Source organism: Pseudomonas petrae (assembly GCF_021728295.1).
GTDB classification, from domain to species: Bacteria; Pseudomonadota; Gammaproteobacteria; order Pseudomonadales; family Pseudomonadaceae; genus Aquipseudomonas; species Aquipseudomonas petrae.
Genome location: NZ_JAKJXE010000006.1, coordinates 268,052 through 292,487 on the forward strand (window position 1 = coordinate 268,052; position 24,436 = coordinate 292,487).

The window sequence follows — 24,436 nt, forward strand, 5'->3', positions numbered from 1 at the left end:
CTGAAAGTGGGGGCTGCGTGATTGTTGCTCGCAGAGGGCCGGATGGAAAGCGCAGGCGAGCCCGGGCGGCTGTTGAATAAAATGCACGATCCGGCCAGGTTTCGCCCGCTTCTGTCCAACATATTGGAAATCCGCCCAATGCTGGTTTAGGGTGGCGAACGCCTTCGGCCGATCCGATGACGCTTCAGGACCTGTCCTGAAGCCCGATTCGAGTGCGAAGACGCGCCTATTTCATAAGAGGAGGACGTTTCATGACCACCCTGACTCATGCTGACTGGGAACAACGCGCCCAGGATTTGAAAATCGAAGGCCGTGCTTTCATCAACGGTGAATACACAGACGCCGCATCCGGCTCGACGTTCGACTGCATCAGTCCGGTCGATGGCCGCTTCCTTGCCCACGTAGCCAGTTGTGACGCCGCCGATGCGCAACGCGCCGTCGAAAATGCCCGGGCTACGTTCAATTCCGGCGTCTGGTCGCGATTGGCGCCGGCCAAGCGCAAGGCAGCCATGCTTCGTCTGGCCGAGCTGATCAACGAGAACGTCGAAGAGCTGGCGCTGCTCGAAACCCTCGACATGGGCAAGCCCATCAGCGACTCCTACGGCATCGACATTCCCGGCTCCGCTCAGGCGTTGAGCTGGAGTGGCGAGGCCATCGACAAACTGTACGACGAAGTGGCGCCCACCCCGCACGATCAGCTGGGGCTGGTGACTCGCGAACCGATTGGCGTGGTGGCGGCCATCGTGCCGTGGAATTTCCCGCTGCTGATGGCTTCCTGGAAACTCGGTCCTGCGCTGTCGAGTGGCAACTCGGTGATCCTCAAACCGTCGGAAAAATCCCCGCTGACCGCCATCCGCGTCGCTCAACTCGCCATTGAAGCCGGTATTCCGGCTGGCGTGCTTAACGTGCTGCCAGGTTACGGTCACACTGTGGGTAAGGCACTGGCGCTGCACATGGACGTCGATACGGCGGTGTTTACCGGTTCGACGAAGATTGCCAAGCAGTTGCTGATCTACTCGGGCGAATCGAACATGAAGCGCGTCTGGCTGGAAGCCGGCGGCAAGAGCCCGAACATCGTCTTCGCCGATGCGCCGGATCTGCAAGCTGCGGCCGAATCTGCGGCCAGCGCCATTGCTTTCAACCAGGGCGAGGTCTGCACGGCCGGTTCGCGCCTGTTGGTCGAGCGCTCGATCAAGGAGAAATTCCTGCCGATGGTGATCGACGCGCTGAAAGCCTGGAAGCCGGGCAACCCGCTTGATCCGGCAACCACGGTCGGCGCGCTGGTCGACACCCAGCAGATGAATACCGTCCTGTCGTACATCGAAGCCGGACACACCGACGGCGCCAAGCTGGTCGCCGGTGGCAAGCGCATTCTTCAGGAAACCGGCGGCACCTACGTTGAGCCGACGATTTTCGACGGCGTGACCAACGCGATGAAGATTGCTCAGGAAGAGATCTTCGGGCCGGTGCTTTCTGTGCTGACCTTCGATACCGCTGAAGAAGCCATTCAGATTGCCAACGACACGCCTTATGGCTTGGCCGCGGCGGTGTGGACGGCTGACTTGTCCAAGGCGCATCTGACCGCGAAGGCGTTGCGCGCGGGCAGCGTGTGGGTCAATCAGTACGATGGCGGCGACATGACCGCGCCGTTTGGTGGCTTCAAGCAGTCCGGCAACGGGCGCGACAAGTCGCTGCATGCGTTCGATAAATACACCGAGCTGAAGGCGACCTGGATCAAGCTGTAAAAGGCCGCGCGCGCTTCAAAACTCAGTCGCTGTAAAAAACCAACGCAGCCGGGCTTTTCTCAAAGCCCGGCTGTTTTGTTTCGTCCCTTTGAGCCACAGGAGCGTGGTGATGCGTTGGGGTACTTATTTCGCTGTGCTGGCGTCGGTGTTGAGCGTCGGCCTGGCGCTGGGCGTGAGCATGCCGCTGGTGTCGCTGCGGCTGGAAGCCTGGGGTTACGGCGCGTTTGCCATTGGCGTCATGGCCGCGATGCCTGCGATCGGCGTGTTGCTGGGTGCCAGCCTTGCCAGCCGACTCGCTTCAAGACTCGGCACCGCCAACCTGATGCGGCTGTGCCTGTGGGCCGGGTCATTTTCAGTGGGTTTGCTGGCGTTACTGCCCAATTACTGGATATGGCTGGTCCTGCGCCTGATGCTCGGGACAATCCTCACCATTGTGTTCGTGCTCGGCGAAAGCTGGATCAACCAGTTGGTGATCGAAAGGCTGCGCGGCAAGCTGGTGGCGCTGTACGGCAGTTCCTACGCGCTGAGTCAGCTGGGGGGGCCCGTGCTGCTGGGCTTCATTGGCACGGAAGCAGATTACGGGTTCTGGGTCGGGACCCTGTTGCTGGCGGTATCGCCGTTTCTATTGCTGGGCAGAACAGGCGCGCCGAGCGCGGAGTCCAGCCATGTGACGCTGCGCGATCTTGGCGGCTTCTGTCGGAGTTTGCCGGCAATTGCATGGGCCATCGCGCTATTCGCCGGGTTTGAAGCGATGATCCTGACCTTGCTGCCGGTGTATTGCCTGCAACAGGGTTTCACGCCTGAAGTGGCCTTGGCGATGGTCAGCACCGTGGTGGTGGGTGATGCGCTTCTGCAACTGCCGATTGGGGCGCTGGCCGACAGGGTTTCCCGTCGGCGGTTGTTTTCCGGGTGTGCGCTGGTGCTGATGGTGTCGAGCCTGGCGATCCCGCTGCTGGTCGACACCATCGTCATCTGGCCGTTGTGGGTGCTGTTCGGCGCAAGTGCGGGCGGGCTGTTTACGCTGTCGCTGATTCTGATTGGCGAGCGCTATCGCGATGACGCCCTGGTGCGCGCCAATGCCCACGTCGCCCAGCTGTGGGGAATCGGTTGCCTGCTCGGCCCTTTGGCCGCAGGCGCTGGCAGCCAGTGGGTCAGTGGTCAGGCGCTGCCGCTGCTAATGGCGGCGGGCGCGCTGGGGTTGGTCATTCTGTCCCAGCGTCCCAAGGCATTTGGCGCGCCAGCGGTGGCGGCTTAAAGCATCTTTTCCAGGCCGACCGCCGTGCTGAACCAGGCGTTCATCCGGCGCCACCAGTCGCCAGGCTCTTTGGACAGCGTGTGGATTTTGCCGTTGTCCTCGGTCACCCACACCAGTCGGTCGTTCTCCAGCTTGACCTGATAACTGATGGCCGGCGCCATACCCTGGAGCGCCAGCTCGCGCAGGTATTCGGTCAGCTCGGGGCTGTCGACCAGCACGCCGACTTCAGTGTTCCACAGCACTGACCGTGGGTCGAAATTGAACGAACCCACAAACATCTTCTGTCGATCAAAGATCATCGCCTTGCTGTGCAGGCTCGATTCCGAGCCGCCCTTGATCAGGTTTGTGCGCAAAAACTTCGGCCCGCTTCCCCCGGCATTGCTCGGGTCGCCTGGCTGGCGGCGCAGTTCGAACAGCTTCACGCCGTGCTCCAGCAGCGCTCGGCGGTAAGGCGCATAGCCGCCATGCACCGCCGGCACATCGGTGGCCTCCAGCGAGTTCGTCAACAGGTTCACCGACACGCCTTTATCGGAGAGCCCGGTCAGGTACACCAGGCCTTCCTGCCCGGGCACGAAGTAGGCAGAGATCAGCATCAATTCCTGATGCACGTTGCCCAGGTCAGGACTCAATTGGGTTGCCAGCAGCAGGTGCGGATCAGGCTCGCCGCGTGACAGTACCTTGGTCGGCGCGTCCCACAAGGCCTGGTTGTGCGCCCATATCAGCTCATTGAGCCAGGTCTTCATGCGCGGGTGAGGACGATAGTCCATCAGCCGTTCATACAGGGCCTTCTTCTCTACGTGGGCCTGATCCAGCGATTCGGCCAGACGCACGCGCGCCTTGGCCAGATCCTTGCGGTCGGGCGGCCAGTAGAGGAAGTCGTTGATCGGCTTGCTGAGCGTGCTGTTCCAGTACTGATCGAAACTGTGACCCAGCTGTTCCGCGACCGGGCCCACGCTGAGCATGTCGATGTCGGTGAAATTCAGATTGGGTTCGGCGTCGAAATACTCGTCGCCCAGATTGCGCCCGCCGACGATGGCCACGGCGCCGTCGGCCAGCCACAGCTTGTTGTGCATGCGTCGATGCTGCTGGGACAGGTTGAACAGCCGACCCAGATTACGGGTGGCGCCCATGCTGCGGCCCAGATTGAGCGGATTGAACAGGCGGATCTGGATGTTCGGGTGCGCAGCGAGTGTGGCGATGACTTCATCCAGCCCATCGCTGGTGGTGTCATCCAGCAGGATGCGCACGCGGACGCCGCGATCGGCGGCTTTGAGCAATTCATCAACCAGCGCCCGGGTGCTCAGGCCGTCGTGAACGATGTAGTACTGCAGGTCCAGGCTGGTTTTGGCGTTGCGAATCAGCTCGGCGCGGGCCATGAAGGCTTCGGTGCTGTTGGGCAGCAGGCGGAAGCCCGAGCGACCTTCGTGAGGTGCCGCCTGGGCCATGATCGAGCGCCCGAACGAAGACTGCGCCGCTGGCAAGGCCTGACTCGGACCGTCGGGGGCGGGCGTGTGCGCGCAACCGCTGAGGCCGAGAGCAAGAGCCAGCAGGAGGGGCATTGCCCGTAAGTTCGTCAACGCGGTCATCCGAAAATCAGTCATGGCGATATGACCGCGCTTTCTGGAAAAGGTTAAAAGCTGCAAAAGGTTATGCAGGCTCGACGCGCTGCATGAGCAGCGCCGTGGCAGCGCCGACCTTGCGGACTGCGTCCTCGATTTGCGCGGTCGGTTTGGCGGCAAAATTCATGCGCAGGCAATTTCTGTATTTACCCGACGCCGAAAAGATGCTGCCGACGGCAATCTGTACGCCTTCCCCCTGCAACGCGCGGTTCAGGCGCAAGGAGTCGAAATCTTCCGGCAGCTCGATCCACAGCATGAATCCGCCCTGGGGACGGCTCACCCGGGTGCCTTCCGGGAAGTAGCGCGTGACCCAGCCGGTCATCAGGTCGCGACTGCGCTGGTACTGGCCGCGCATCCGGCGCACGTGCGGCTCGTAGTGCCCGGCCTTGAGAAAATCGGAAATTGCCAGCTGCGGCTGGGTCGCGGTCGAACCGGTGCTGATGTATTTCATGTGCAAAGCGCGATCAAGGTATCGACCGGGCGCGACCCAACCGACGCGCAAGCCAGGCGCCAACGTCTTGGAAAACGAGCTGCAGAGCAGGACGCGGCCGTCTTCGTCGAAGGATTTGATCGTGCGCGGGCGAGGGTAGGTGTAGGCCAGATCGCCATACACATCGTCTTCGATGATCGCCACGTCGAAGCGTTGCGCCAGCGTCAGCAGTGCGCGTTTGCGGTCCTCCGGCATGATGTAGCCCAGCGGATTGTTGCAGCTCGGCGTCAGCTGTATGGCTTTGATCGGCCACTGTTCCAGCGCCAGCTCCAATGCGTCGAGGCTGATGCCAGTGAGCGGGTCGGTGGGGATTTCCAGGGCTTTCATGCCCAGCCCCTTGAGCGCCTGCATGGCCCCGTGAAAGCTGGGCGAGTCGACTGCGACGATGTCGCCCGGCTCGCAGACCGAACGGATGCAGATGGCCAGTGCTTCCTGGGCGCCGGTGGTGATCATCAGGTCATCGGGGTCAACGCTGGTGCCCGAATCCAGCAGCAGCCGCGCGACTTGTTCCCTCAGGCAGCGCCGACCGTGGATGTTGTCGTAATACAGGCCGGGCATGTCCGAGCGACGGCTGATCCGGCCCAGCGCCTGGGTCAGTGGGCGCAAGGTCGGGCTGGTGACGTCGGGCATGCCGCGACCCAGCTGAATCACGTCAGGGCTGGGAGCCGCTCGCGCCAGTTCCAGCACCTGATCCCACTGAGAGATTTCCACAGGGCGCTGCGCGGGGCGGCCTATCGCAGGCAGGGCGGGCGTCTTGCGGCCAGCCGGTACGAAATACCCGGACTTGGGGCGTGGTAGTGCGAGGCCGTTGTCTTCCAGCAATCGATACGCCTGCTGCACCGTGCTCAGGCTGACGCCATGCTCAAGACTCAACGCACGCACCGAGGGCAGCCGGTCGCCGGGGCGATAAAAGCCGTTTTCGATGCGTGTGCCGAGTAATTCGGCAAGGTTGACGTAGAGGGTCATGGCGTACTCCCACAAGGTAATGCGATCGGCAAACCGATACAGATGTTGGGAAAATACAGCATTCAGCGCGGGATGAAACCGATCTGTATGCAAAGAATAATAATTCTTTGGATCTGTAATGGTTTTCCATACAGACACATCATGAATTCACTCGAAACCTACCATGAGGTGTCTGGAAATGAGCGGAATAAGTGATGTTCGGTTAACGCTGTATGCAGGTGAGCTGGTCCGTGAGCATGACGCGGGCTCGCGCATCAACGCACCGGAAGGGCTGGGGATGTGGGGGCTGTTTCAGCATCGCCGAGCCACTCGGCGCGCATTGTTGAAACTGACTGACGAGCAGTTGCGGGATATTGGCTTGAGCAGCGAGCAGGCGCGCCATGAAGGCCTCAAGCCTTTCTGGCGCGAATGAGGACTGTGACAGTTGCCCTCACAGGGCGAGGCCGGTTACACCAGCTCTTTGAAGCGGTGCCACAACATCCCGAGCGCCAGCAGCGGCGAACGCAGATGTTTGCCGCCTGGGAAGGTGATGTGAGGGACTTTGGCAAAGAGCTCGAACCCGCCACTGTGTTGGCCGCTGATGGCCTCAGCCAGCAACTTGCCGGCCAGATGCGTCGCGTTCAGCCCGTGCCCCGCGTACGCCTGGGCGTAGAAAACGTTTGGATGCTTATGGAGCCTCCCGATCTGCGGCAAGCGGTTGGCGCCGATGCCGATCATCCCGCCCCACTGAAAATCGATCTTCACGTCTTTGAGCTGAGGGAACACCTTGAGCATCTTTGGCTGCATGTACGCGGCAATGTCGCTCGGGTCCCGGCCTGAATAGTGACAGGCGCCGCCGAACAGCAGGCGCCGATCAGCCGACAGGCGAAAATAATCCACCGCCACGCGCTGATCGCACATCGCGGTATTGCGTGGAATCAGCTGGCTGGCGAGTGCTTCACTCAGCGGCTCGGTGGCGATGACGTAACTGCCGGCGGGCAGGACCTTGCCGCTCAACTCCCCATCGAGCTCATTGAGATACGCATTGCAGCCCAGCACCAGCGTACTGGCGCGCACCCGCCCGTGGGCTGTATGAATGTTGACCTCTGCCCCGTATTCCAGCCGCGTCGCTGCCGAGTGTTCGAACACCTGCACGCCCAGCGACCGGGCGATGGCGGCTTCTGCCAGCGCCAGGTTCAGCGGATGCAGATGGCCCGAGCCCATGTCCAGCATGGCGCCGGCATAGTTGGGCGAGCCGATGACGCTGCTGACGTTGCCCGCTTCAACCAATTCAAGCGGGTGTCGGTAACCCAAGCTGCGCAGCTCTTCTGCGTCCTTGGCGAAACCCTCGAATTCCTTGGGCTTGTTCGCCAGATCGCAGTAACCCCACGTCAGGTCGCAGTCGATCTGGTATTTGCTGACGCGCTCGCGGACGATTTCCACCGCTTCGAGGCCCATCAGCTTGAGCTGACGAACGCCATCCTCGCCGATGACATTGCTGAACTGGTCCACATCGTGACCGACCCCGCGGATCAGTTGCCCGCCATTGCGCCCGCTCGCGCCCCAGCCGATTTTGTGCGCCTCCAGCAGCACCACCTTCAGGCCGCGTTCAGCCAGTTCGATCGCCGTGTTCAGCCCGGAAAATCCGCCACCGATGATGCAGACGTCGGTTTTGATCTCGCCTTGCAGGGCAGGGGAGTCAGGCTGGGGATGGGAGGTGGCGGCGTAGTAAGAGGCCGCGTGATCAGACAATCCGGGCTGGGGAGACCGAGCATTCATGTTGAATATCCCGAGAGCACTGTTTGGAAAATTTTACGGAGGGTAGCGGGGTCGGGTTGTACGGGCAAGAAAATGCCAGCGGATGATCACCTAGGTGTCAGTCGCAGTGGCGCTGGGGCACAATCAGCACCTTTCACAGGGGAAACTGCCGCTATGAGCTGCAACAGCGAGAAAATCCGCGATCTGCGGCGGCAGATTCCGTCGTTGGAATGCGTCCCGGGTTGCCACGATTGCTGTGGGCCGGTTACCACGTCGTCCGAAGAGATGTCGCGTTTGCCGCGCAAGACGCCTGCCGAGCAGGAAGCGGCGCTCAACGAGCTGAACTGCGTACACCTGGGGCCCAGTGGCTGCACCGTCTACGACGAGCGACCGCTGATCTGCCGTCTATTTGGCACCACGAAAACCCTGCCATGCCCCAATGGCCGCCGCCCTGACGTCTTGATTCACCCTCGCGCCGAGAAGCAGGTGCATGAGTTCATCGCGTCGACGCGGCAGGTATTGGTTTAGCCGAAGCCAGTTGCAGTGAGCCCGTTACGCATGCTTACTCCGGAATGGGCAGGCACAAACTCTCCTTCACCTCTTCCATCACGATGTAGCTCTTGGACTCCCGCACATGGGGCAGCTTGAGCAGAATGTCGCCCAGCAGCTTGCGGTAAGACGCCATCTCTGAAATCCGCGCCTTCACCAGATAGTCGAAATCCCCTGACACCAGATGGCATTCCAGCACGTGGGGCAGTTTGAGTACCGCGCGGCGGAATTCTTCAAAGGTGTCACCGGATTTGTAGTCCAGGCTGATCTCGACGAACACCAACAAGCTTGCCTTGAGGTTCTGCGGATTGAGGCGGGCGTTGTAGCCCATGATGATGCCTTCACGCTCCAGCCGACGGACCCGTTCTGTACACGGCGTGGTAGACAGCCCGACCCGTTCGCCCAGTTCGGTGAAGGAGATCCGGCCGTCGTTTTGCAGGATGCGCAGGATGTTGCGGTCGATCTTGTCCAGCTCGCGTTTGGACTGGTGCTGGGTGCGCATCGAAAAGCCCTCTGCCAAAGCGTCGGTTGCCGGGAAGAAACGCCGAATATAGGCGTTTATATAGTTAAAAGCACTGCTCGGGCCTTTTTATACTCCGCACATCCTTGCTTAAAACTTGAAAACGTCAGCGGATATCCGCGATGAGGGAATCAACATGCGCGTTCTGGTCCTTGGAAGTGGCGTAATCGGTACCACCACTGCGTATTACCTGGCGCGTGCGGGCTTCGAGGTGACTGTCGTGGACCGTCAACCGGCCGCGGCCATGGAAACCAGTTTCGCTAACGCCGGGCAGGTGTCGCCGGGCTACGCCTCCCCATGGGCCGCGCCGGGTGTGCCGCTCAAGGCCCTCAAGTGGTTGCTGCAGCGCCACGCGCCGCTGGCCATCAAGGCGACAGCCGATATCGATCAATACCTGTGGATGGCGCAGATGCTGCGCAACTGCACCCAGAATCGCTATGCGGTGAACAAAGAGCGCATGGTTCGCCTCTCCGAATACAGCCGCGATTGCCTCGATGAGCTGCGTGCCGAGACCGGCATCGCGTACGAAGGCCGCAGTCTGGGCACCACCCAGTTGTTCCGCACTCAGGAACAGCTGGATAACGCCGCCAAGGACATCGCGGTCCTCGAACAGGCCGGCGTGCCGTATGAAGTGCTCGACCGTGAAGGCATTGCCCGGGTCGAGCCAGCCCTGGCCAGTGTCAGCAACATTCTCAGTGGCGCGCTGCGCCTTCCGAACGATCAGACCGGCGACTGCCAGCTGTTCACCACGCGCCTGGCCGAGATGTGCGTGAAGCTGGGCGTTGAATTCCGCTTCGGCCAGTCGATCGAGTCCATTGATTTCGCGGGCGACGTCATCAATGGCGTGCGCATCAACGGCAAGCTCGAAACGGCTGACCGCTACGTACTCGCGCTCGGCAGCTACTCGCCACAACTGCTCAAGCCGCTTGGCATCAAGGCGCCGGTTTATCCGCTCAAGGGCTACTCGCTGACGGTGCCGATCACCAACCCGGCAATGGCGCCGACCTCGACCATTCTCGACGAGACCTACAAAGTCGCGATTACCCGCTTCGACAACCGCATCCGCGTGGGTGGCATGGCCGAGATCGCAGGCTTCGACCTGTCGCTCAATCCTCGTCGCCGCGAGACGCTGGAGATGATCGTCAACGACCTCTATCCTCACGGCGGCGACCTGCAGCAGGCCAGCTTCTGGACCGGTCTGCGCCCGACGACGCCGGACGGGACGCCCATCGTAGGCGCAACGCCGTACCGCAATCTGTTCCTCAACACCGGCCACGGCACGTTGGGTTGGACGATGGCCTGCGGTTCAGGCAGATTGCTGGCTGACCTGATCGCTCGCAAAGCGCCACAGATCAGTGCTGAAGGCCTCGATATTTCTCGTTACGGCAGTTCCAAGGAGATCGCAAGACATGTCCATTCAGCGCCAGCTCACCAATGAGCGCATGAGCCAGTTGGTTGTCCATAACGGCACCGTTTACCTTGCCGGGCAAGTGGCCGACGACATGGCGGCGGGGATCGAGCAACAGACCCGCGAGACGCTTCACAACATTGAGCGACTGCTGGACCTGGCCGGTACCGACAAGACCCGCATCCTGTCGGTGACGATTTACTTGAAAGATATTGATGCGCACTTTGCCGGAATGAACAGCGTATGGGACAAATGGTTGCCGAGAGGCCTTGCCCCCGCCCGTGCGACGGTTGAAGCCAAGCTGTGCGAGCCGGAGATTCTGGTGGAGCTGTCAGTGGTTGCGGCGCTGCCGTAGCTCATTTGCACGTTGCACGCCCGTGTGCCGCTGAACCTTACGCAACATCTTCCTGTAGGAGCGCGCTTGCCCGCGAAAAAAGGGTTAGCTGCATCGACCTCGCCTGACACACCGCAATCGCGGGAAAGTGCGCTCCTACAGATTCCGAAACCCTGACCAAGAAGCCCCACCATGCGTCCAGCCCGCGCCCTTATCGATCTTCAAGCCCTGCGCCACAACTACCAACTGGCGCGCGATACTGCGGGCGCCAAGGCGCTTGCCGTCATCAAGGCAGATGCCTACGGCCATGGCGCGGTGCGGGTTGCGCAGGCGCTGGAAGCCGAAGCCGATGGCTTCGCGGTGGCGTGCATTGAAGAAGCGCTGGAGCTGCGTCAGGCCGGAATCAACGCCCCGATTCTGCTGCTGGAGGGCTTTTTTGAGGCTGACGAACTGGCGCTGATGGTCGAGCATGATTTCTGGTGCGTGGTGCATTCCCTTTGGCAACTCGATGCCATCGAGCAAACCGCCCTCGGCAAGCCGCTGAACGTGTGGCTGAAGATGGACTCGGGCATGCACCGAGTGGGCATTCACCCTGCGGATTTTCAGGCGGCGCATCAACGGCTGCTGAACAGTGGCAAGGCCGCGAAGATTGTCTTGATGACCCACTTCGCCCGCGCCGACGAACTCGACAGCGTGCGCACCGACGAGCAAGTGGCGATTTTTCAATCGGCGCGTTCCGGCCTGACCGCGGAAGTCAGCCTGCGCAATTCTCCTGGCGTCATGGGCTGGCCCAGCGTGCCGAGTGACTGGGTGCGTCCTGGCATCATGCTCTACGGCGCGACGCCGTTCGATCAGCCGCAATCTGTCGCCGATCGTTTGCAGCCGGTGATGACCCTCGAGTCCCGCGTCATCTGCGTGCGCGATCTGCCCGTCGGTGAGCCAGTGGGCTACGGCGGTACATTCGTCGCTGAGCGCAACATGCGCATCGGTGTGGTCGCGATGGGCTATGCCGACGGCTATCCACGACAAGCGCCGACCGGCACACCCTTGATGGTCGACGGTCAGCGCAGCCAGTTGCTCGGCCGTGTGTCGATGGACATGCTCTGCGTCGACCTCACCGACGTGCCGGGCGCAGGGCTGGGCAGCCGCGTCGAACTGTGGGGCAAGAACATCCTCATCAGTGAGGTTGCGTCGAGCGCGGGCATGATCCCCTACCAAATCCTCTGCAATCTCAAGCGAGTGCCGAGGCTCTATACCGGGGCCTGATCGCCGCTCGGCAATCCCCTCTAAACCACCCCTTCGCGGCCAGTCACGGCCGCCAGTCCCTTTGCTGTTCCGGCCATGGGCTCAAGTGTTGTAAATACTGAACGCTGTTGCCATGATGGCGGCCACTTGACCCAACTTGATCATCAGGAGGACTCCCGCATTGGACGTCGGTGAACGACTGCAATCCATTCGTAAACTCAAAGGTCTGTCCCAGCGTGAACTCGCCAAACGAGCGGGCGTGACCAACAGCACCATATCCATGATCGAGAAGAACAGCGTCAGCCCCTCGATCAGCTCGTTGCGCAAGGTGCTGGGCGGCATACCGATGTCCATGGTGGAGTTCTTTTCCGAAGAGCTCGAACCCGAAAACCCGACCCAAGTGGTCTATAAAGCCAGCGAACTGATCGATATCTCGGACGGTGCCGTGACCATGAAACTGGTCGGCAAATCCCATCCGAGCCGTGCCATTGCGTTCCTTTCCGAAGTCTATCCACCGGGTGCCGACACCGGCGTCGAGATGCTCGTGCACGAGGGCGAGGAGACCGGGATTGTGGTCGAGGGCCGTCTTGAGCTGGTGGTCGGTCTCGACACCTACGTGCTTGAAGAGGGTGACAGTTACTACTTCGAGAGCTCTCGACCGCATCGCTTTCGCAACCCGTACGACGTCCCTGCGCGTCTCATCAGCGCTGCCACGCCAGCGAATTTCTGATCAACGACATGATTAGCCGAAAGCTGATCTTCCTCGGGCTGGCCGTCTTGCTCTTCGCCGATACTGCTGACGCGACGATGCGCTGCGGCACGGCGCTTATCAGTCTGGGGGACACCACCGATGTGGTCCGTCAAAAGTGCGGGGCGCCTGACAGTAGCGTTGATCAAATGCCTGCGCTCAGGAGCAACGGGGTTCCGAAGCTCGGCACTGCCAAGGTCAGTTTGTGGTTGTACGGCCCTCGCAACGGTGCAAAACAACACCTGCGATTTGTCGAGGACAAGCTGGTAGAAATCGAGACGAAGCGGGATTGAGTCGCCGAGTTGCAGTCGTTTTATGAGGGCGCAAGCGGCGCATTGCAGCAAATGCCCTGAAGGCCCGGTCCAACCCCCATCAAATAACAAAATCAGGAGAGGCCGGATGCCGCATTCCTGCTCGATCGAGCAAGCTGTCGATCACGTGCTGGCCGAGTTGCCGGCGCATGTCCATATGGGTATGCCGCTGGGGTTGGGCAAACCCAATCGCTTTGCCAACGCGTTGTATGCCCGAATCAAATCGCTGCCGGATCGGCAACTCACGATCTACACCGCCTTGTGCCTCGGGCGACCGGATGGCGGCGACGGTTTGCAGGGACGGTTTTTGGAGCCTTTTCTGGAGCGCGTCTTCGACGATTACCCTGAACTGGATTTCCTCACCGATCTGCGCCGGGACGACCTCCCTCCCAACATTCACGTCCAGCAGTTCTTCATGCAGCCCGGTAGCCTGCTGGGCAGTGTTGAAGCGCAGCAGGATTACGTCAGCAGCAATTACAGCCACGCTGCGCGGGACATCAATGCCAACGGCCTGAATCTGATCGCGCAACTGATCGCCCGTGACCCGCAACGGCCCGATCACCTCAGCCTGAGCTGCAACCCCGACATCACCCTCGACCTGCTGCCGATGGTGGAAAAACGCCGTGCGGCGGGCGAGCGCATTCTGATGCTGGGCCACGTCCACTCGGATTTGCCGTACATGCAGGGTGATGCCGAGGTCGGCGTTGACACCTTCGACCTGCTGATCGAGCACGAAGAGCGCAGCACGCTGTTCTCGACGCCGAACATGCCGGTCGGTGTTCAGGATCATTTCATTGGCTTGTACGCGAGCACGTTGGTCCGCGACGGCGGCACGTTGCAGATCGGCATCGGTTCGATGGGCGACGCCCTGACCGCCGCCTTGCTTGCGCGCCAGGCCGATAACGAAACCTACCGCGCGTGCCTGGCCGAGCTGGACGGCATTTCTACCTGGAAGCCGTTGATCGAGGCGCAGGGCGGGGTGATGCCCTTCGCCACCGGGCTTTATGGCTGCAGCGAGATGCTGGTCAACGGCCTGCTGGTGCTGCTGGACGCGGGGATCATCCGCCGCAAGGTGTACGCCGACATTGAGCTGCAGCACATGGCCAATGCCGGGGTGCTTGATGAGTCGGTTTATGGCGACGGCGTGCTGATTCACGGCGGTTTTTTTCTCGGCCCTCGCAGTTTCTACGAGCGACTGCGGGAATTCACGCCGGCGCAGATCGCGCAGATCAACATGACGGCGATCAGCTACATCAACGAGCTTTTCGGCAACGAGACCCTCAAGCGTCTGCAACGACGGGATGCGCGTTTCATCAACAGTTGTTTCACCGTGACCTTGCTGGGCGCAGCGGTTTCAGATCAGTTGGCCGATGGCCGGGTGGTCAGCGGTGTCGGGGGGCAGTACAACTTCGTCGCTCAGGGCCACGCGCTGGAAGGCGCGCGTTCAGTGCTGATCCTGCGCAGTTGGCGTGAGTCGGCTGGGGAGGTCAGTTCCAACATCGTCTGGGACTATGCGCACACGACAATCCCGAGGCATCTGCGCGATATCGTCGTCACTGAATACGGCATCGCTGATCTGCGCGGGAAGACCGATGCTGCGGTGATCGAGGCGCTGCTCAATATCAGCGATTCACGCTTCCAGCCGGGCCTGATCGATCAGGCGCAAAAGGCCGGCAAGCTGCCGAAGGATTTCCGCCTTGATCCGCTGTTCAGCCAGAACACGCCCGAGCGGCTGAAGGATATCCGCGACCAGTTCCCGTCGCTGTTCATCGAGTATCCGCTGGGCAGCGATTTCACGCCCGAGGAGCGCGATCTGCTCCGTGCGTTGAACTGGTTGAAGAGCAAGTTCAAGCTCACGGAAATCATCGAGCTGGGCAAGGCCACGCTGGAAGCGCCTGACGTGAGCGCGTACCCGGAGCATCTGCAGCGCATGGGCCTCGCTCATCCCCAGGGGTTGCGCGACGAGCTATATCAGCGGCTGGTGCTGGCGGGGTTGCAGGCCACGGCTTGATTACGGACGCGGGCACGACATCGTGAGAGCGACCGGGGTGGCGCTCCACCTTGCTCGCGAATGCAATTGTGTCAGGCAACCCTGATGTGACAGACCCACCGCCTTCGCGACCGTCGTAACCTCCGATTGCTCCTACAGGGATTTGCGTCAGGCACAGATATTGGGCGCGGGGCAAGACGGTAGGAGCGCGCTTGCCCGCGAATGCATTGAGTCAGGCAACCCTGATGTGACAGACCCACCGCTTTCGCGACCGTCGTAACCTCCGATTGCTCCTACAGTAGATTTGCGTCCGACGCAGATGTTGGACGTGGTGCAAAACTGTAGGAGTGAGCTTGCCCGCGAATGCGGTTTGTCAGCCAGCATCGATGTCACAGACCCACCGCGTTCGCGACCGTCGTAACCTCCGATTACTCCTACAGTAGATTTGCGTCCGACGCAGATGTCGGGCGCGCGGCGAAACTGTAGGAGTGAGCTTGCTCGCGAACTGCACCCGCTCAACCGAGGGTTTTGATCACCAGCAACACTGCGGCAAAAAAGCCACTGACCGCAAACAACTGCTGCAACCTCGGCCCGGCCAGATATCGGCTGACCTGCCGGCCGACTACCAGTCCGGCGACGGCCCCGGCGGCGAACGGCAGGCCCACCGTCCAGTGCATCGCGCCGCTGACGCTTGCCGTGATCACGCTGCCGGTCGAGACCAGGGCGATCACCGCCAGCGACGTGGCGACGATGCTCTTCATCTCAAGGTCGGTGTATCGAGTCAATGCCGGCACGATGACAAAGCCGCCACCCACACCAAGCAATCCTGACAACAGCCCGGCCAATGCGCCGGTCGCCGCCAGTGAACGTGCGCAAGGCAGGGTCCAGCGCAGCCGACCCACCAGCGGATTGACCACACAGGGCCTGAATGCCCCTCGATCCGGTGGCTTGCCGTGGCGCAGCTCGTGAGCGGCTTTGCGGTAGATCCGCCCGCACACATAAAACAGAATCAGCGCAAACCCCAACGCCAGCGGTGCATTGGGCAATTGATGCGCCAGCCACAGGCCTACCGGCGAAAGCGCGATGCCAATGATCGCGATGAAAATCGCCGCGCGGTAACGGACGATGCCCTGACGCAGCCCAAGCGCTGCACCGACGGCCGAAGCCAGTCCAACCGCCAGAAGGCCCACCGGCGCTGCTTCGATCATCGTCAGGCCAAGCCCGAAAACCAGCAGCGGCACCGCAAGAATGCCGCCACCCGCGCCCGTCAATCCCAACACCGCGCCAATGATCGTACCGAGGCCGGCTCCGATCAGTTCGTGTTCATTCATGTCAAGTGAGCATGTTCAGTGGGGGCTGTGCATTAGATAAGCGCGCCTGATCGGCGCGCTCGGCAGGATTTACAGCGCATTGATCGGAACCTTCAGGTAGCGCACGCCGTTGTCTTCCGCTTCCGGCAGATGGCCGCCGCGCATGTTGATCTGCACCGAAGGCAGGATCAGCACGGGCATGTCGAGGGTGGCATCGCGTTTCTCACGCATCTCGACGAAGGCGTCCTCGTCGATGCCTTCGCGCACGTGGATGTTGCTGGCGCGTTGCTCGGCGACGGTGGTCATGAACATTAGCTCACGGCCATTGGGCAGGTAGTCGTGGCACATGAACAGGCGCGTCTGCGGCGGCAGGCTGAGAATCCGGCCGACCGAGCGATACAGCGTGCGCGCATCGGCACCGGGGAAGTCGCAACGAGCGGTGCCGTAGTCGGGCATGAACAGCGTATCGCCGACAAACGCGACGGCTTCGTTCCCCGCTTCAATCACATAAGTCATGCACGCCGGTGTATGGCCAGGGGTGTGCATGGCTCTGGCCTGCAGTGTGCCGATCTGAAAGTGCGCGTCATCTTCCAGCAGTCGATCAAACTGGCTACCGTCGCGGGCAAAGTCGCCTTTGGCGTTGAATAGCGTGCCGAAGACTTTTTGCACGCGGGTAATGTGGCTGCCAATCGCGACGGTGCCGCCGAGCTGTTCTTTCAGATAAGCCGCCGCCGAAACATGGTCGGCGTGGACGTGGGTTTCCAGAATCCACTGCACCGACACGCCCAGCTCGCGAACCCTGTCGATCAGCTTGTCCGCGGACAGCGTGCTGGTGCGCCCGGATTTCGGGTCGTAATCCAGCACGCTGTCGATCAGCGCAGCCTGAAGCGTAGAGCGGTCAATGACCAGGTAACTGATGGTCGAGGTCTGCGGATCGAAGAACGCCTCTACGCTCAGTGTTTCGCCAATGATCATGTGTGCTCTCCTTTGTTGCCGATGCAGGGACGTTGCGCTGTGTCTGTGATGCGGAGGTTGACGGTTACGGCGTCTTCGCGGGCAAGCGCGCTCTTACAGGAAGTGCGGGGTGTCAAATTCAGGCCTTGGGGGATCAAACGAACGTTACAACGCCATCTTTCAACGACTGCACACGCGCCAGTGACTCTACACGATAGCCCTGACCGTCCAGCTCGGCGCGGCCGCCCTGGAACGACTTCTCGATCACGATACCCAGGCCGGCGACGGTTGCGCCTGCCTGCTTGATGATCGAGATCAACGCCTGGGACGCCTTACCGTTGGCCAGGAAGTCGTCGATGATCAGCACCCGATCGCTGCTGTTCAGGTGACGGGTGGAAATGGCGATGGTGCTTTCGGTCTGTTTGGTGAACGAATACACCGACGCCGAAAACATGTTTTCAGTGAGCGTCAGTGACTGATGCTTGCGCGCGAAGATCACCGGGATGCCCATCTTCAAACCGGTCATGACCGCAGGGGCGATGCCCGACGCCTCGATGGTGACGATTTTGGTGATGCCCGAGTCGGCGAACAGCGCGGCGAATTCGTCGCCGATCTGCTGCATCAGGACCGGGTCGATCTGATGGTTGAGAAACGCGTCGACCTTCAATACCTGGTCGGAAAGCACGATGCCTTCGTCGCGAATTTTCTTGTGCAGTGCTTCCACGTGGGTGGTCCTCAGAGCGCGATGTGCGCGAAATGAACGTTATCTTTTCAGCATGGCGCGTATGTCCGCCAAGGCTGTATTGCCGCGTACGGCTTTGACTTCGACGGGCGTGTCATCGTTGCCTTCCCAGGCCAGATCATCCGGCGGCAGTTCGTCGAGGAACCGGCTCGGCAGGCAATCGATGATTTCGCCGTATTGCTTGCGCTTGGCGGCGAAGGTGAACGCCAGTGTCTGCCGGGCGCGGGTGATGCCCACGTAGGCCAGGCGGCGCTCTTCCTCGATGGTGTCGGCCTCGATGCTGGAGCGGTGCGGGAGGATTTCCTCTTCCATGCCCATGATGAACACGTACGGAAACTCCAGGCCCTTGGAGGCGTGCAAGGTCATCATCTGCACGCCTTCGGCGCCGTCTTCCTCTTCCTGCTGACGTTCAAGCATGTCGCGCAGGACCAGCTTGCCGATGGCCTCCTCGATGGTCATGCCGCCTTCTTCGTCTTTCTCCAGCGTGTTCTTCAGCGCCTCGATCAGGAACCACACGTTGCCCATGCGGTAGTCGGCGGCCTTGTCGCTGGAGCTGTTCTGACGAATCCAGTTTTCGTAATCGATGTCCATGACCATGCTGCGCAAAGCGGCGATCGGGTCTTGCGTCGCGCATTGCTGGCGCACGCCGTCCATCCAGTGCTTGAAGCGTCTGAGGCGGTCGGTGAAGCGGGCGTCCAGATGCTCGCCCAGGCCGATCTCGTCGGTCGCGGCGTACATCGACACCTTGCGCTCGGTCGAGTAGTTGCCCAGCTTTTCAAGGGTGGTCGAGCCGATTTCCCGGCGCGGCACGTTAATCACGCGCAGGAAGGCGTTGTCATCATCCGGGTTCACCAGCAGGCGGAAGTAGGCCATCAGGTCTTTCACTTCCTGGCGTCCGAAGAAGCTGTTGCCCCCGGATAGCCGATACGGAATCTGATGGTGCTGCAGCTTCAGCTCGATCAGCTTGGCCTGATAGTTACCGCGATAGAGGATCGCGAAATCGCTGTACGGCCGGTCGGTGCGCAGGTGCAGGCTGAGGATTTCGATGGCCACGCGCTCGGCTTCGGCGTCTTCGTTCTTGCAGCGAATCACGCGGATTTCGTCGCCGTGACCCATCTCGCTCCAGAGTTGTTTCTCGAACGCATGGGGGTTGTTGGCGATGAGCACGTTGGCGCAGCGCAAAATGCGGCTGGTGGAGCGGTAGTTCTGCTCCAGCATCACCACTTTCAAAGACGGGTAATCGTCCTTGAGCAGCATCAGGTTTTCCGGCCGCGCACCGCGCCAGGCGTAGATCGACTGGTCGTCGTCGCCCACGACAGTGAACTGGCAGCGCGTGCCGATGAGCATTTTCACCAGCAGGTACTGGCTGGCGTTGGTGTCCTGGTATTCGTCGACGAGCAGGTAGCGCACCTTGTGCTGCCACTTTTCCAGAATGTCGGCGTGCTCTTCGAACAGCTTCACCGGCAGCAGAATCAAGTCGTCGAAATCCACCGCGTTGTACGCCTTCAGCGTGCGCTGGTAGTGGCTGTAGACGATGGCGGCGGTCTGCTCCTTGGGATTGCGCGAATTGGCGAGAGCCTCGGGCGGCAGGATCAATTCGTTTTTCCAGGCGCCGATCATGTTCTTGATCTCGTCGACGCCGTCGTCGCCCGAGTATTCCTTCTGCATGATGTCGGTCATCAGCGCTTTGACGTCGGTCTCGTCGAAGATCGAGAACCCGGGCTTGTAGCCCAACCGGGTGTGTTCCTTGCGGATGATGTTCAGGCCCAGGTTGTGAAACGTCGAAACGGTCAGGCCGCGCCCTTCGCCGCTGCGCAGAAGGGTCCCGACGCGCTCTTTCATCTCGCGCGCGGCCTTGTTGGTAAAGGTCATGGCGACAATGTACTGGGCACGAATGCCGCAGTTCTGGATGAGGTGGGCAATCTTGCGTGTGATCACGCTGGTCTTGCCGGAGCCAGCGCCGGCGAGCACCAAAAGAGGGCCGCCGACGTAGTTCACGGCTTCCTGTTGCCGGGGATTGAGTCGGGACATGGGGAAAAATGGGGTCGCCTGGAAAAGGGCGGGCATTTTAACAGGGTCAGCGGATTGTGCAGCCACCGTCCGACCCTGTGATGCGCCGTGCTATCTATATTCCGCCGTTTTGTTACATTTGCGCATTGCGGATGATTCTCGCGTTTGACGAACCTCATTCGAGGGTACGTCAAGGTCTTTACGTTTGTGTGGGGAGTTAGCTTGTCTACGCCTGTCGAACCCTTGCGTTTGCTGCTTCTGGCAGATTCGCCCGAATGGCCGGCATCGTTGCGCGAGTGCCTGGCGCCGCTTGGAGACGCCGCTGTCCTTGACTGCGCGCCGAGCTGGGACGCTGCTGGCGATCAAACTGACCTCGCAGCCCCCGGAATCCTTTTCACCACTGAAGCCCTTCAGCCCACCGCTGGCCAATGCAACTGGCCTACCGTATTGCTTTTCGACACGGAGCCGGACGAAGAGCCCGTCGGCGTCAGCGACTGGCTGGTGCGCGACGCCCTTACTCCTCAGGCCCTGCGCCGCTGCCTGCGTCATGTGCGCGAACGGGGCGTGCTGGAAACCACGCTCAACCGCCTCGCCGAGCAAGACCCTCTTACCGGCATCGCCAACCGACAGGGCTTTCAGACGCTGTTGGCCGCCCGGCTGGCCGAGTTCGACGGTCGTGGCCTGGCGCTGGGGCATCTGGACCTGGACAACTTCCGGCGTGCCAACGACGCGTTGGGTCATCAGGCGGGGGATCGGCTGATCCTGCAAGTGGTGGCGCGGTTGAAAGGCCAGCTGGAGGCGTGCGATCAACTGGCGCGATTGGGCAGCGATGAGTTCGCTCTTCTGATCGACACTCGACGCGCCCCTGAGCGCGCGGAGTCCATTGCCGAGCGCATCACCGAAGCCTTGTCCGAACCGTATTGGGTCGATGGCGAAAGCCTGTTGATCGGGTGCAGTCTGGGCATCGCCTATGCGCGCATCAACGGCGGCGCCGATCCCTTGATGTGGCACGCGCACATCGCCATGCAGCAGGCCAAGGGCACTCAAGGTTGCACCTTTCACGTCTTCAACGAACGCATCAACCGCAATGCCCGCAGCCTCGCCGATCTGGAAAGCGAACTTCGCCGCGCCTTGCGGCGAGACGAGCTGGAGCTGCACTACCAGCCGCGCCTGTGCCTGAATACCGGACACATTCTGGGGCTGGAAGCCTTGGTGCGCTGGCGTCACGCCGAACGTGGACTGTTGCCGCCGAGCGAGTTCGTGCCGCTGGCCGAGCAGAGCGGGCTGATCGTTCCGCTGGGCTACTGGGTTATCGCCCGTGCCCTGCGAGACATGCAGACCCTGCGTGAACAAGGCGTGCCACCGCTGCACATGGCGATCAACCTGTCGTTCCGCCAGTTTCAGGACAACCAGCTGCTTGCGACGCTCAGCCGCTTGATCGCCGATCGCGGCATTGACGCGCAATGGCTGGAATTTGAACTGACCGAAACAGCCGTCATGCGCCGCAGTGACCTGGTCAAGCAGACCATGGACGCGCTGGGTCGCCTGGGTGTGCGCTTCTCGCTGGACGATTTCGGCACCGGCTTTTCATCCTTCGTGCACCTCAACAGCCTGCCGATCACGCTGCTGAAGATCGACAAGAGCTTCGTCGGTGAAATGGAGCAGCGTGAGGAAAACCGCAAGCTGGTCCACGCCATGATCAACCTGGCCCACAACCTCAGCCTCGAAGTGGTGGCCGAAGGCGTCGAAACCCCAGAGCAACTGGCATTGCTGCGCAGCTTTAATTGCGATCAGGCTCAAGGGTTTCTCATCAGTCACCCGCTGGCATTGCCGGAGCTGATGGATTATCTGGCGATGGATCAGAGCAAAGGGATGGCGCTGCAGAGCCAGTGAGCGGCGGCGCAATTTTTCGACATGCCTCGGACAGATTCTGTAGGAGCGCGCTTGCCCGCGAACGCGGTGAGTCACCGACATCTATATGTTTGCAGGTATAACGCAATCGCGGGCAAGCGCGCTCCTACAGGTCTGAGTCGCTTACCCCATCACCACAACACCCGTTGCCTCTTTGCGCAGCAGCCTCGCCGTCTTGCGCTCGAACGCCCAAGTCAGTGCAACCGCTGAGCAGAGCAGGCCGATCGCCAATCCCCACCAGACGCCGACCGCCCCCTGGTTTGCCAGAAAACCCAGGCCCCACGCCAATGGCGCGCCCACCACCCAATAGCTCGCCAGTCCGATCAGGAACGTGGTTTTTGCGTCCTTGAATCCCCGAATCGCGCCCATTGCGATGGTCTGTGTGCCGTCGAGAATCTCGAACCAGGCGGCGATGGCCAGCAGCTTCACCGCCAGTTCGACCACACCCTGGTATTTCGGATCGTTGACGTCCACAAACAGCCCGATGACCGCGTGGGGCGCGACCCAGAACAGAATGCCGAACGCCAGCATCAGCAGCCCGCCGAAACCAATCCCCATGCGCCCGGCAGTGCGCGCCAGCAGCAGGTTTCCGGCCCCGTAATGCAAGCCAATGCGCATGGTCACCGCGTAGGAAATCCCGACCGGAACCATGAACGCCATCGACACCGACTGCAGGGCGATCTGGTGCGCGGCCATCTGGGTGCTGCCCATGGCGCCCATGCAGAACGCCGCAAAGGTGAACAGCCCCACTTCCACCGCATACGTGCCGCCGATGGGCAGGCCCAGACGCCACAGCTCTTTCAGGCAACTGCGCGAGAGCTTCATCAGTTCTTTGTGAAGGGGATACGCCGCATAGGCGCTGTGATAACGAATGTGAAACGCGAGGGCCAGTGCCATGGCGTTGGTGACGATGGCCGTGACCAGGCCGATGCCCATCAGGCCCCAGTGCGGCAGGCCAAACAGCCCGTGGATAAAGGCGTAATTGAGCCCGAAGTTCAGCGCCACCCCCACCAGACTGATCACCATTACCGGGGTCGCACGCCCCAATGCACTGGTGAAACCGCGCAGAGCCATGAAGCTCAACAGGCCGGGCAGCGCCAATGGCAGCGTGATCAGAAATTCGCTGGCCATGTGCACGTTGGCTTCATCTTGACCGAACTGCAGCAGAATCGGCTCGAGGTTCCACAGGATCAGCGCGGCAATCAGCGCCATGCCCCATGCCAGCCACAAACCGGCCTGGGTCAAACGGGTGACGCCTGCGTGATCATTCGCGCCCTTGCGGATGGCAACCAATGTGCCGACGGCTGCCATGACACCCACGCAGAAAAATGACACGAAGTTATAGCTCGCCGCGCCCAGTCCGCCACCGGCAAGGGATTCCGGGCCCAGCTTGCCCATCATCACGGTGTCGGTGAACACCATCAGCATGTGCGCCATCTGCGAAGCAATCAGCGGCCCGGCGAGACGCAGGATGATCCACAGTTCTTTGAAGGCGTGCTGGTGCATGGTTTTTACGCTCGGGTTTGCGGGTGTTGGCAGGCCGGTCATTGTGGGGATTCAGACGGGGATGCACAAAGGGATAAATCCGATCACTCGCATGAGTAAAACTCATCCTGCCATTTCTGCATTAGAGTGAGCGCACTCGCTTGACTGCCTGAGGAATCCCCGCCGATGTCTCGCACTCTTCCGCCTTTGTATGCCCTGCGCGCGTTTGAAGCCGCTGCGCGACACAGCTCGTTCACGCGCGCAGCTGAAGAGCTGTCGATCACCCAGAGTGCGGTGAGTCGGCATATCCGCACGCTGGAAGAGCATTTTGCCTGCCGTCTGTTTCGCCGCAACGGCCGCAATTTGCAGCTCACTGAAGCCGCGCGCGAATTGCTGCCGGGCGTGCGGGAAGGCTTTTCAGCCCTGGAGCGAGCGTGCAGCGCGTTGATGGCGGAGGAGGGCATCCTGCGCATGAAAGCCCCGTCGACCCTGACCATGCGCTGGTTGCTGGCGCGGCTGAGTCGTTTTCGCCATCTGCAGGTGGGCAACGAGGTCCAGCTGACCAGCGCCTGGATGGACATCGACAGCGTCGACTTCACCCAGGAGCCGTTCGATTGCGCGGTGTTGCTCAGCCACGGGCATTTCCCGCCGGAGTGGGAGGCGACCTACCTGTTCCCGGAATTGCTGATTCCCGTGGGCGCCCCGACGCTGCTGGATGATGCACCGTGGGACGCCGAGCGATTGGCTGGCGCCGAACTGCTGCACCCCACCCCCGATCGCCGCGACTGGCGCCGATGGCTGGAGCGCATGGATTTGTCTGACCGGGTCTCGCTCAAGGGAGGGCAGGTCTTCGACACGCTGGAGCTGGGCATGATTGCGGCGGCTCGGGGTTACGGCGTTTCCATGGGCGATCTGCTGATGGTGGCAGAGGATGTCGCTCAGGGCCGACTCAGCCTGCCGTGGCGCACGGCGGTGGTCAGCGGCGAAAACTACTACCTCGTCTGGCCGAAGACTCGCCCGGGCGGCGAGCGTATGCGGCGGCTGAGCGACTTTTTGCAGGGCGAAGTGCAGGCGATGGAATTACCGGAGGTGGCGGTCCTGGAGTGA

21 protein-coding genes are annotated in these 24,436 nt (G+C 61.3%); 12 read left to right on the forward strand and 9 right to left on the reverse strand.

Going from position 1 to position 24,436, the window contains the following annotated elements:
• Nucleotides 1-251: 251 nt before the first annotated feature.
• Complete coding sequence (locus tag L4G42_RS12720; protein ID WP_237250090.1) at nucleotides 252-1,745, forward strand: aldehyde dehydrogenase; 1,494 nt, start codon at nucleotides 252-254, stop codon at nucleotides 1,743-1,745.
• 109 nt (nucleotides 1,746-1,854) lie between these two features.
• Nucleotides 1,855-3,000: an MFS transporter gene (locus L4G42_RS12725; RefSeq protein WP_237250089.1), complete on the forward strand. Its 1,146-nt coding sequence runs from the start codon at nucleotides 1,855-1,857 to the stop codon at nucleotides 2,998-3,000.
• Here the strand turns inward: L4G42_RS12725 and L4G42_RS12730 are convergent.
• Nucleotides 2,997-4,577, reverse strand: coding sequence for a phospholipase D family protein (locus tag L4G42_RS12730; protein ID WP_237250313.1), 1,581 nt, complete (start codon nucleotides 4,575-4,577; stop codon nucleotides 2,997-2,999). The genes L4G42_RS12725 and L4G42_RS12730 overlap by 4 nt on opposite strands.
• 70 nt (nucleotides 4,578-4,647) lie before the next feature.
• Nucleotides 4,648-6,075 (reverse strand): aminotransferase-like domain-containing protein, encoded by a 1,428-nt coding sequence (locus L4G42_RS12735; RefSeq protein ID WP_237250088.1) that lies wholly within the window; start codon nucleotides 6,073-6,075, stop codon nucleotides 4,648-4,650.
• A 178-nt stretch (nucleotides 6,076-6,253) separates the two neighbouring features.
• Between L4G42_RS12735 and L4G42_RS12740 the strand changes: the two genes are divergently transcribed.
• Nucleotides 6,254-6,487 (forward strand): DUF1127 domain-containing protein, encoded by a 234-nt coding sequence (locus tag L4G42_RS12740; protein ID WP_237259225.1) that lies wholly within the window; start codon nucleotides 6,254-6,256, stop codon nucleotides 6,485-6,487.
• A gap of 35 nt (nucleotides 6,488-6,522) precedes the next feature.
• Here L4G42_RS12740 and L4G42_RS12745 read toward each other — a convergent pair whose 3' ends face one another.
• The gene (locus tag L4G42_RS12745) at nucleotides 6,523-7,833 is read right to left on the reverse strand and encodes an NAD(P)/FAD-dependent oxidoreductase (protein ID WP_237250087.1); all 1,311 of its coding nucleotides are present in this window, start codon (nucleotides 7,831-7,833) and stop codon (nucleotides 6,523-6,525) included.
• A gap of 153 nt (nucleotides 7,834-7,986) precedes the next feature.
• Between L4G42_RS12745 and L4G42_RS12750 the strand changes: the two genes are divergently transcribed.
• Complete coding sequence (locus L4G42_RS12750; RefSeq protein ID WP_237259224.1) at nucleotides 7,987-8,340, forward strand: YkgJ family cysteine cluster protein; 354 nt, start codon at nucleotides 7,987-7,989, stop codon at nucleotides 8,338-8,340.
• Nucleotides 8,341-8,374: 34 nt separating this feature from the next.
• Here L4G42_RS12750 and dadR read toward each other — a convergent pair whose 3' ends face one another.
• Nucleotides 8,375-8,863, reverse strand: coding sequence for a transcriptional regulator DadR (gene dadR, locus L4G42_RS12755; RefSeq protein WP_065988245.1), 489 nt, complete (start codon nucleotides 8,861-8,863; stop codon nucleotides 8,375-8,377).
• A gap of 154 nt (nucleotides 8,864-9,017) precedes the next feature.
• Here dadR and dadA point away from each other — a divergent pair, with 154 nt between their 5' ends.
• The 6 genes from dadA (at nucleotide 9,018) to L4G42_RS12785 (ending at nucleotide 14,938) form a co-directional block, all read left to right on the forward strand.
• A complete protein-coding gene (gene dadA / locus L4G42_RS12760) occupies nucleotides 9,018-10,319 on the forward strand; it encodes a D-amino acid dehydrogenase (protein ID WP_237250085.1) in 1,302 nt (433 codons plus the stop codon).
• Nucleotides 10,291-10,644, forward strand: coding sequence for a RidA family protein (locus tag L4G42_RS12765; RefSeq protein ID WP_237250084.1), 354 nt, complete (start codon nucleotides 10,291-10,293; stop codon nucleotides 10,642-10,644). The genes dadA and L4G42_RS12765 overlap by 29 nt, the downstream gene beginning before the upstream one ends.
• A 171-nt stretch (nucleotides 10,645-10,815) precedes the next feature.
• Complete coding sequence (gene alr, locus L4G42_RS12770) at nucleotides 10,816-11,889, forward strand: alanine racemase (RefSeq protein WP_237250083.1); 1,074 nt, start codon at nucleotides 10,816-10,818, stop codon at nucleotides 11,887-11,889.
• 160 nt (nucleotides 11,890-12,049) lie between these two features.
• The gene (locus L4G42_RS12775) at nucleotides 12,050-12,598 is read left to right on the forward strand and encodes a cupin domain-containing protein (RefSeq protein WP_237250082.1); all 549 of its coding nucleotides are present in this window, start codon (nucleotides 12,050-12,052) and stop codon (nucleotides 12,596-12,598) included.
• 8 nt (nucleotides 12,599-12,606) lie between these two features.
• On the forward strand, nucleotides 12,607-12,909 hold the full coding sequence (locus L4G42_RS12780) for a DUF2845 domain-containing protein (protein WP_237250081.1): 303 nt from the start codon (nucleotides 12,607-12,609) through the stop codon (nucleotides 12,907-12,909).
• 106 nt (nucleotides 12,910-13,015) lie between these two features.
• Nucleotides 13,016-14,938 (forward strand): acetyl-CoA hydrolase/transferase C-terminal domain-containing protein, encoded by a 1,923-nt coding sequence (locus L4G42_RS12785; protein WP_237250080.1) that lies wholly within the window; start codon nucleotides 13,016-13,018, stop codon nucleotides 14,936-14,938.
• A 494-nt stretch (nucleotides 14,939-15,432) separates the two neighbouring features.
• Here L4G42_RS12785 and L4G42_RS12790 read toward each other — a convergent pair whose 3' ends face one another.
• From L4G42_RS12790 to rep, 4 genes are all read right to left on the reverse strand, one after another.
• Nucleotides 15,433-16,248, reverse strand: coding sequence for a sulfite exporter TauE/SafE family protein (locus tag L4G42_RS12790; RefSeq protein ID WP_237250079.1), 816 nt, complete (start codon nucleotides 16,246-16,248; stop codon nucleotides 15,433-15,435).
• Nucleotides 16,249-16,317: 69 nt separating this feature from the next.
• Entirely contained in the window at nucleotides 16,318-17,202 is an 885-nt protein-coding gene (locus L4G42_RS12795; RefSeq protein ID WP_237250078.1) for an MBL fold metallo-hydrolase, read from the reverse strand.
• Between the two features lie 133 nt (nucleotides 17,203-17,335).
• Nucleotides 17,336-17,905, reverse strand: coding sequence for a xanthine phosphoribosyltransferase (locus L4G42_RS12800; RefSeq protein ID WP_237250077.1), 570 nt, complete (start codon nucleotides 17,903-17,905; stop codon nucleotides 17,336-17,338).
• A gap of 39 nt (nucleotides 17,906-17,944) precedes the next feature.
• Entirely contained in the window at nucleotides 17,945-19,954 is a 2,010-nt protein-coding gene (gene rep / locus L4G42_RS12805; protein ID WP_237250076.1) for a DNA helicase Rep, read from the reverse strand.
• A gap of 201 nt (nucleotides 19,955-20,155) precedes the next feature.
• On the opposite strand from rep, the gene L4G42_RS12810 reads away from it, so the two are divergent.
• Nucleotides 20,156-21,826, forward strand: coding sequence for a putative bifunctional diguanylate cyclase/phosphodiesterase (locus tag L4G42_RS12810; RefSeq protein ID WP_237250075.1), 1,671 nt, complete (start codon nucleotides 20,156-20,158; stop codon nucleotides 21,824-21,826).
• Nucleotides 21,827-21,967: 141 nt separating this feature from the next.
• On the opposite strand, the gene L4G42_RS12815 is transcribed toward L4G42_RS12810, so the two are convergent.
• Nucleotides 21,968-23,350 (reverse strand): NorM family multidrug efflux MATE transporter, encoded by a 1,383-nt coding sequence (locus L4G42_RS12815; protein ID WP_237250074.1) that lies wholly within the window; start codon nucleotides 23,348-23,350, stop codon nucleotides 21,968-21,970.
• A gap of 165 nt (nucleotides 23,351-23,515) precedes the next feature.
• Here L4G42_RS12815 and L4G42_RS12820 point away from each other — a divergent pair, with 165 nt between their 5' ends.
• Nucleotides 23,516-24,436: a LysR substrate-binding domain-containing protein gene (locus tag L4G42_RS12820; RefSeq protein ID WP_237250073.1), complete on the forward strand. Its 921-nt coding sequence runs from the start codon at nucleotides 23,516-23,518 to the stop codon at nucleotides 24,434-24,436.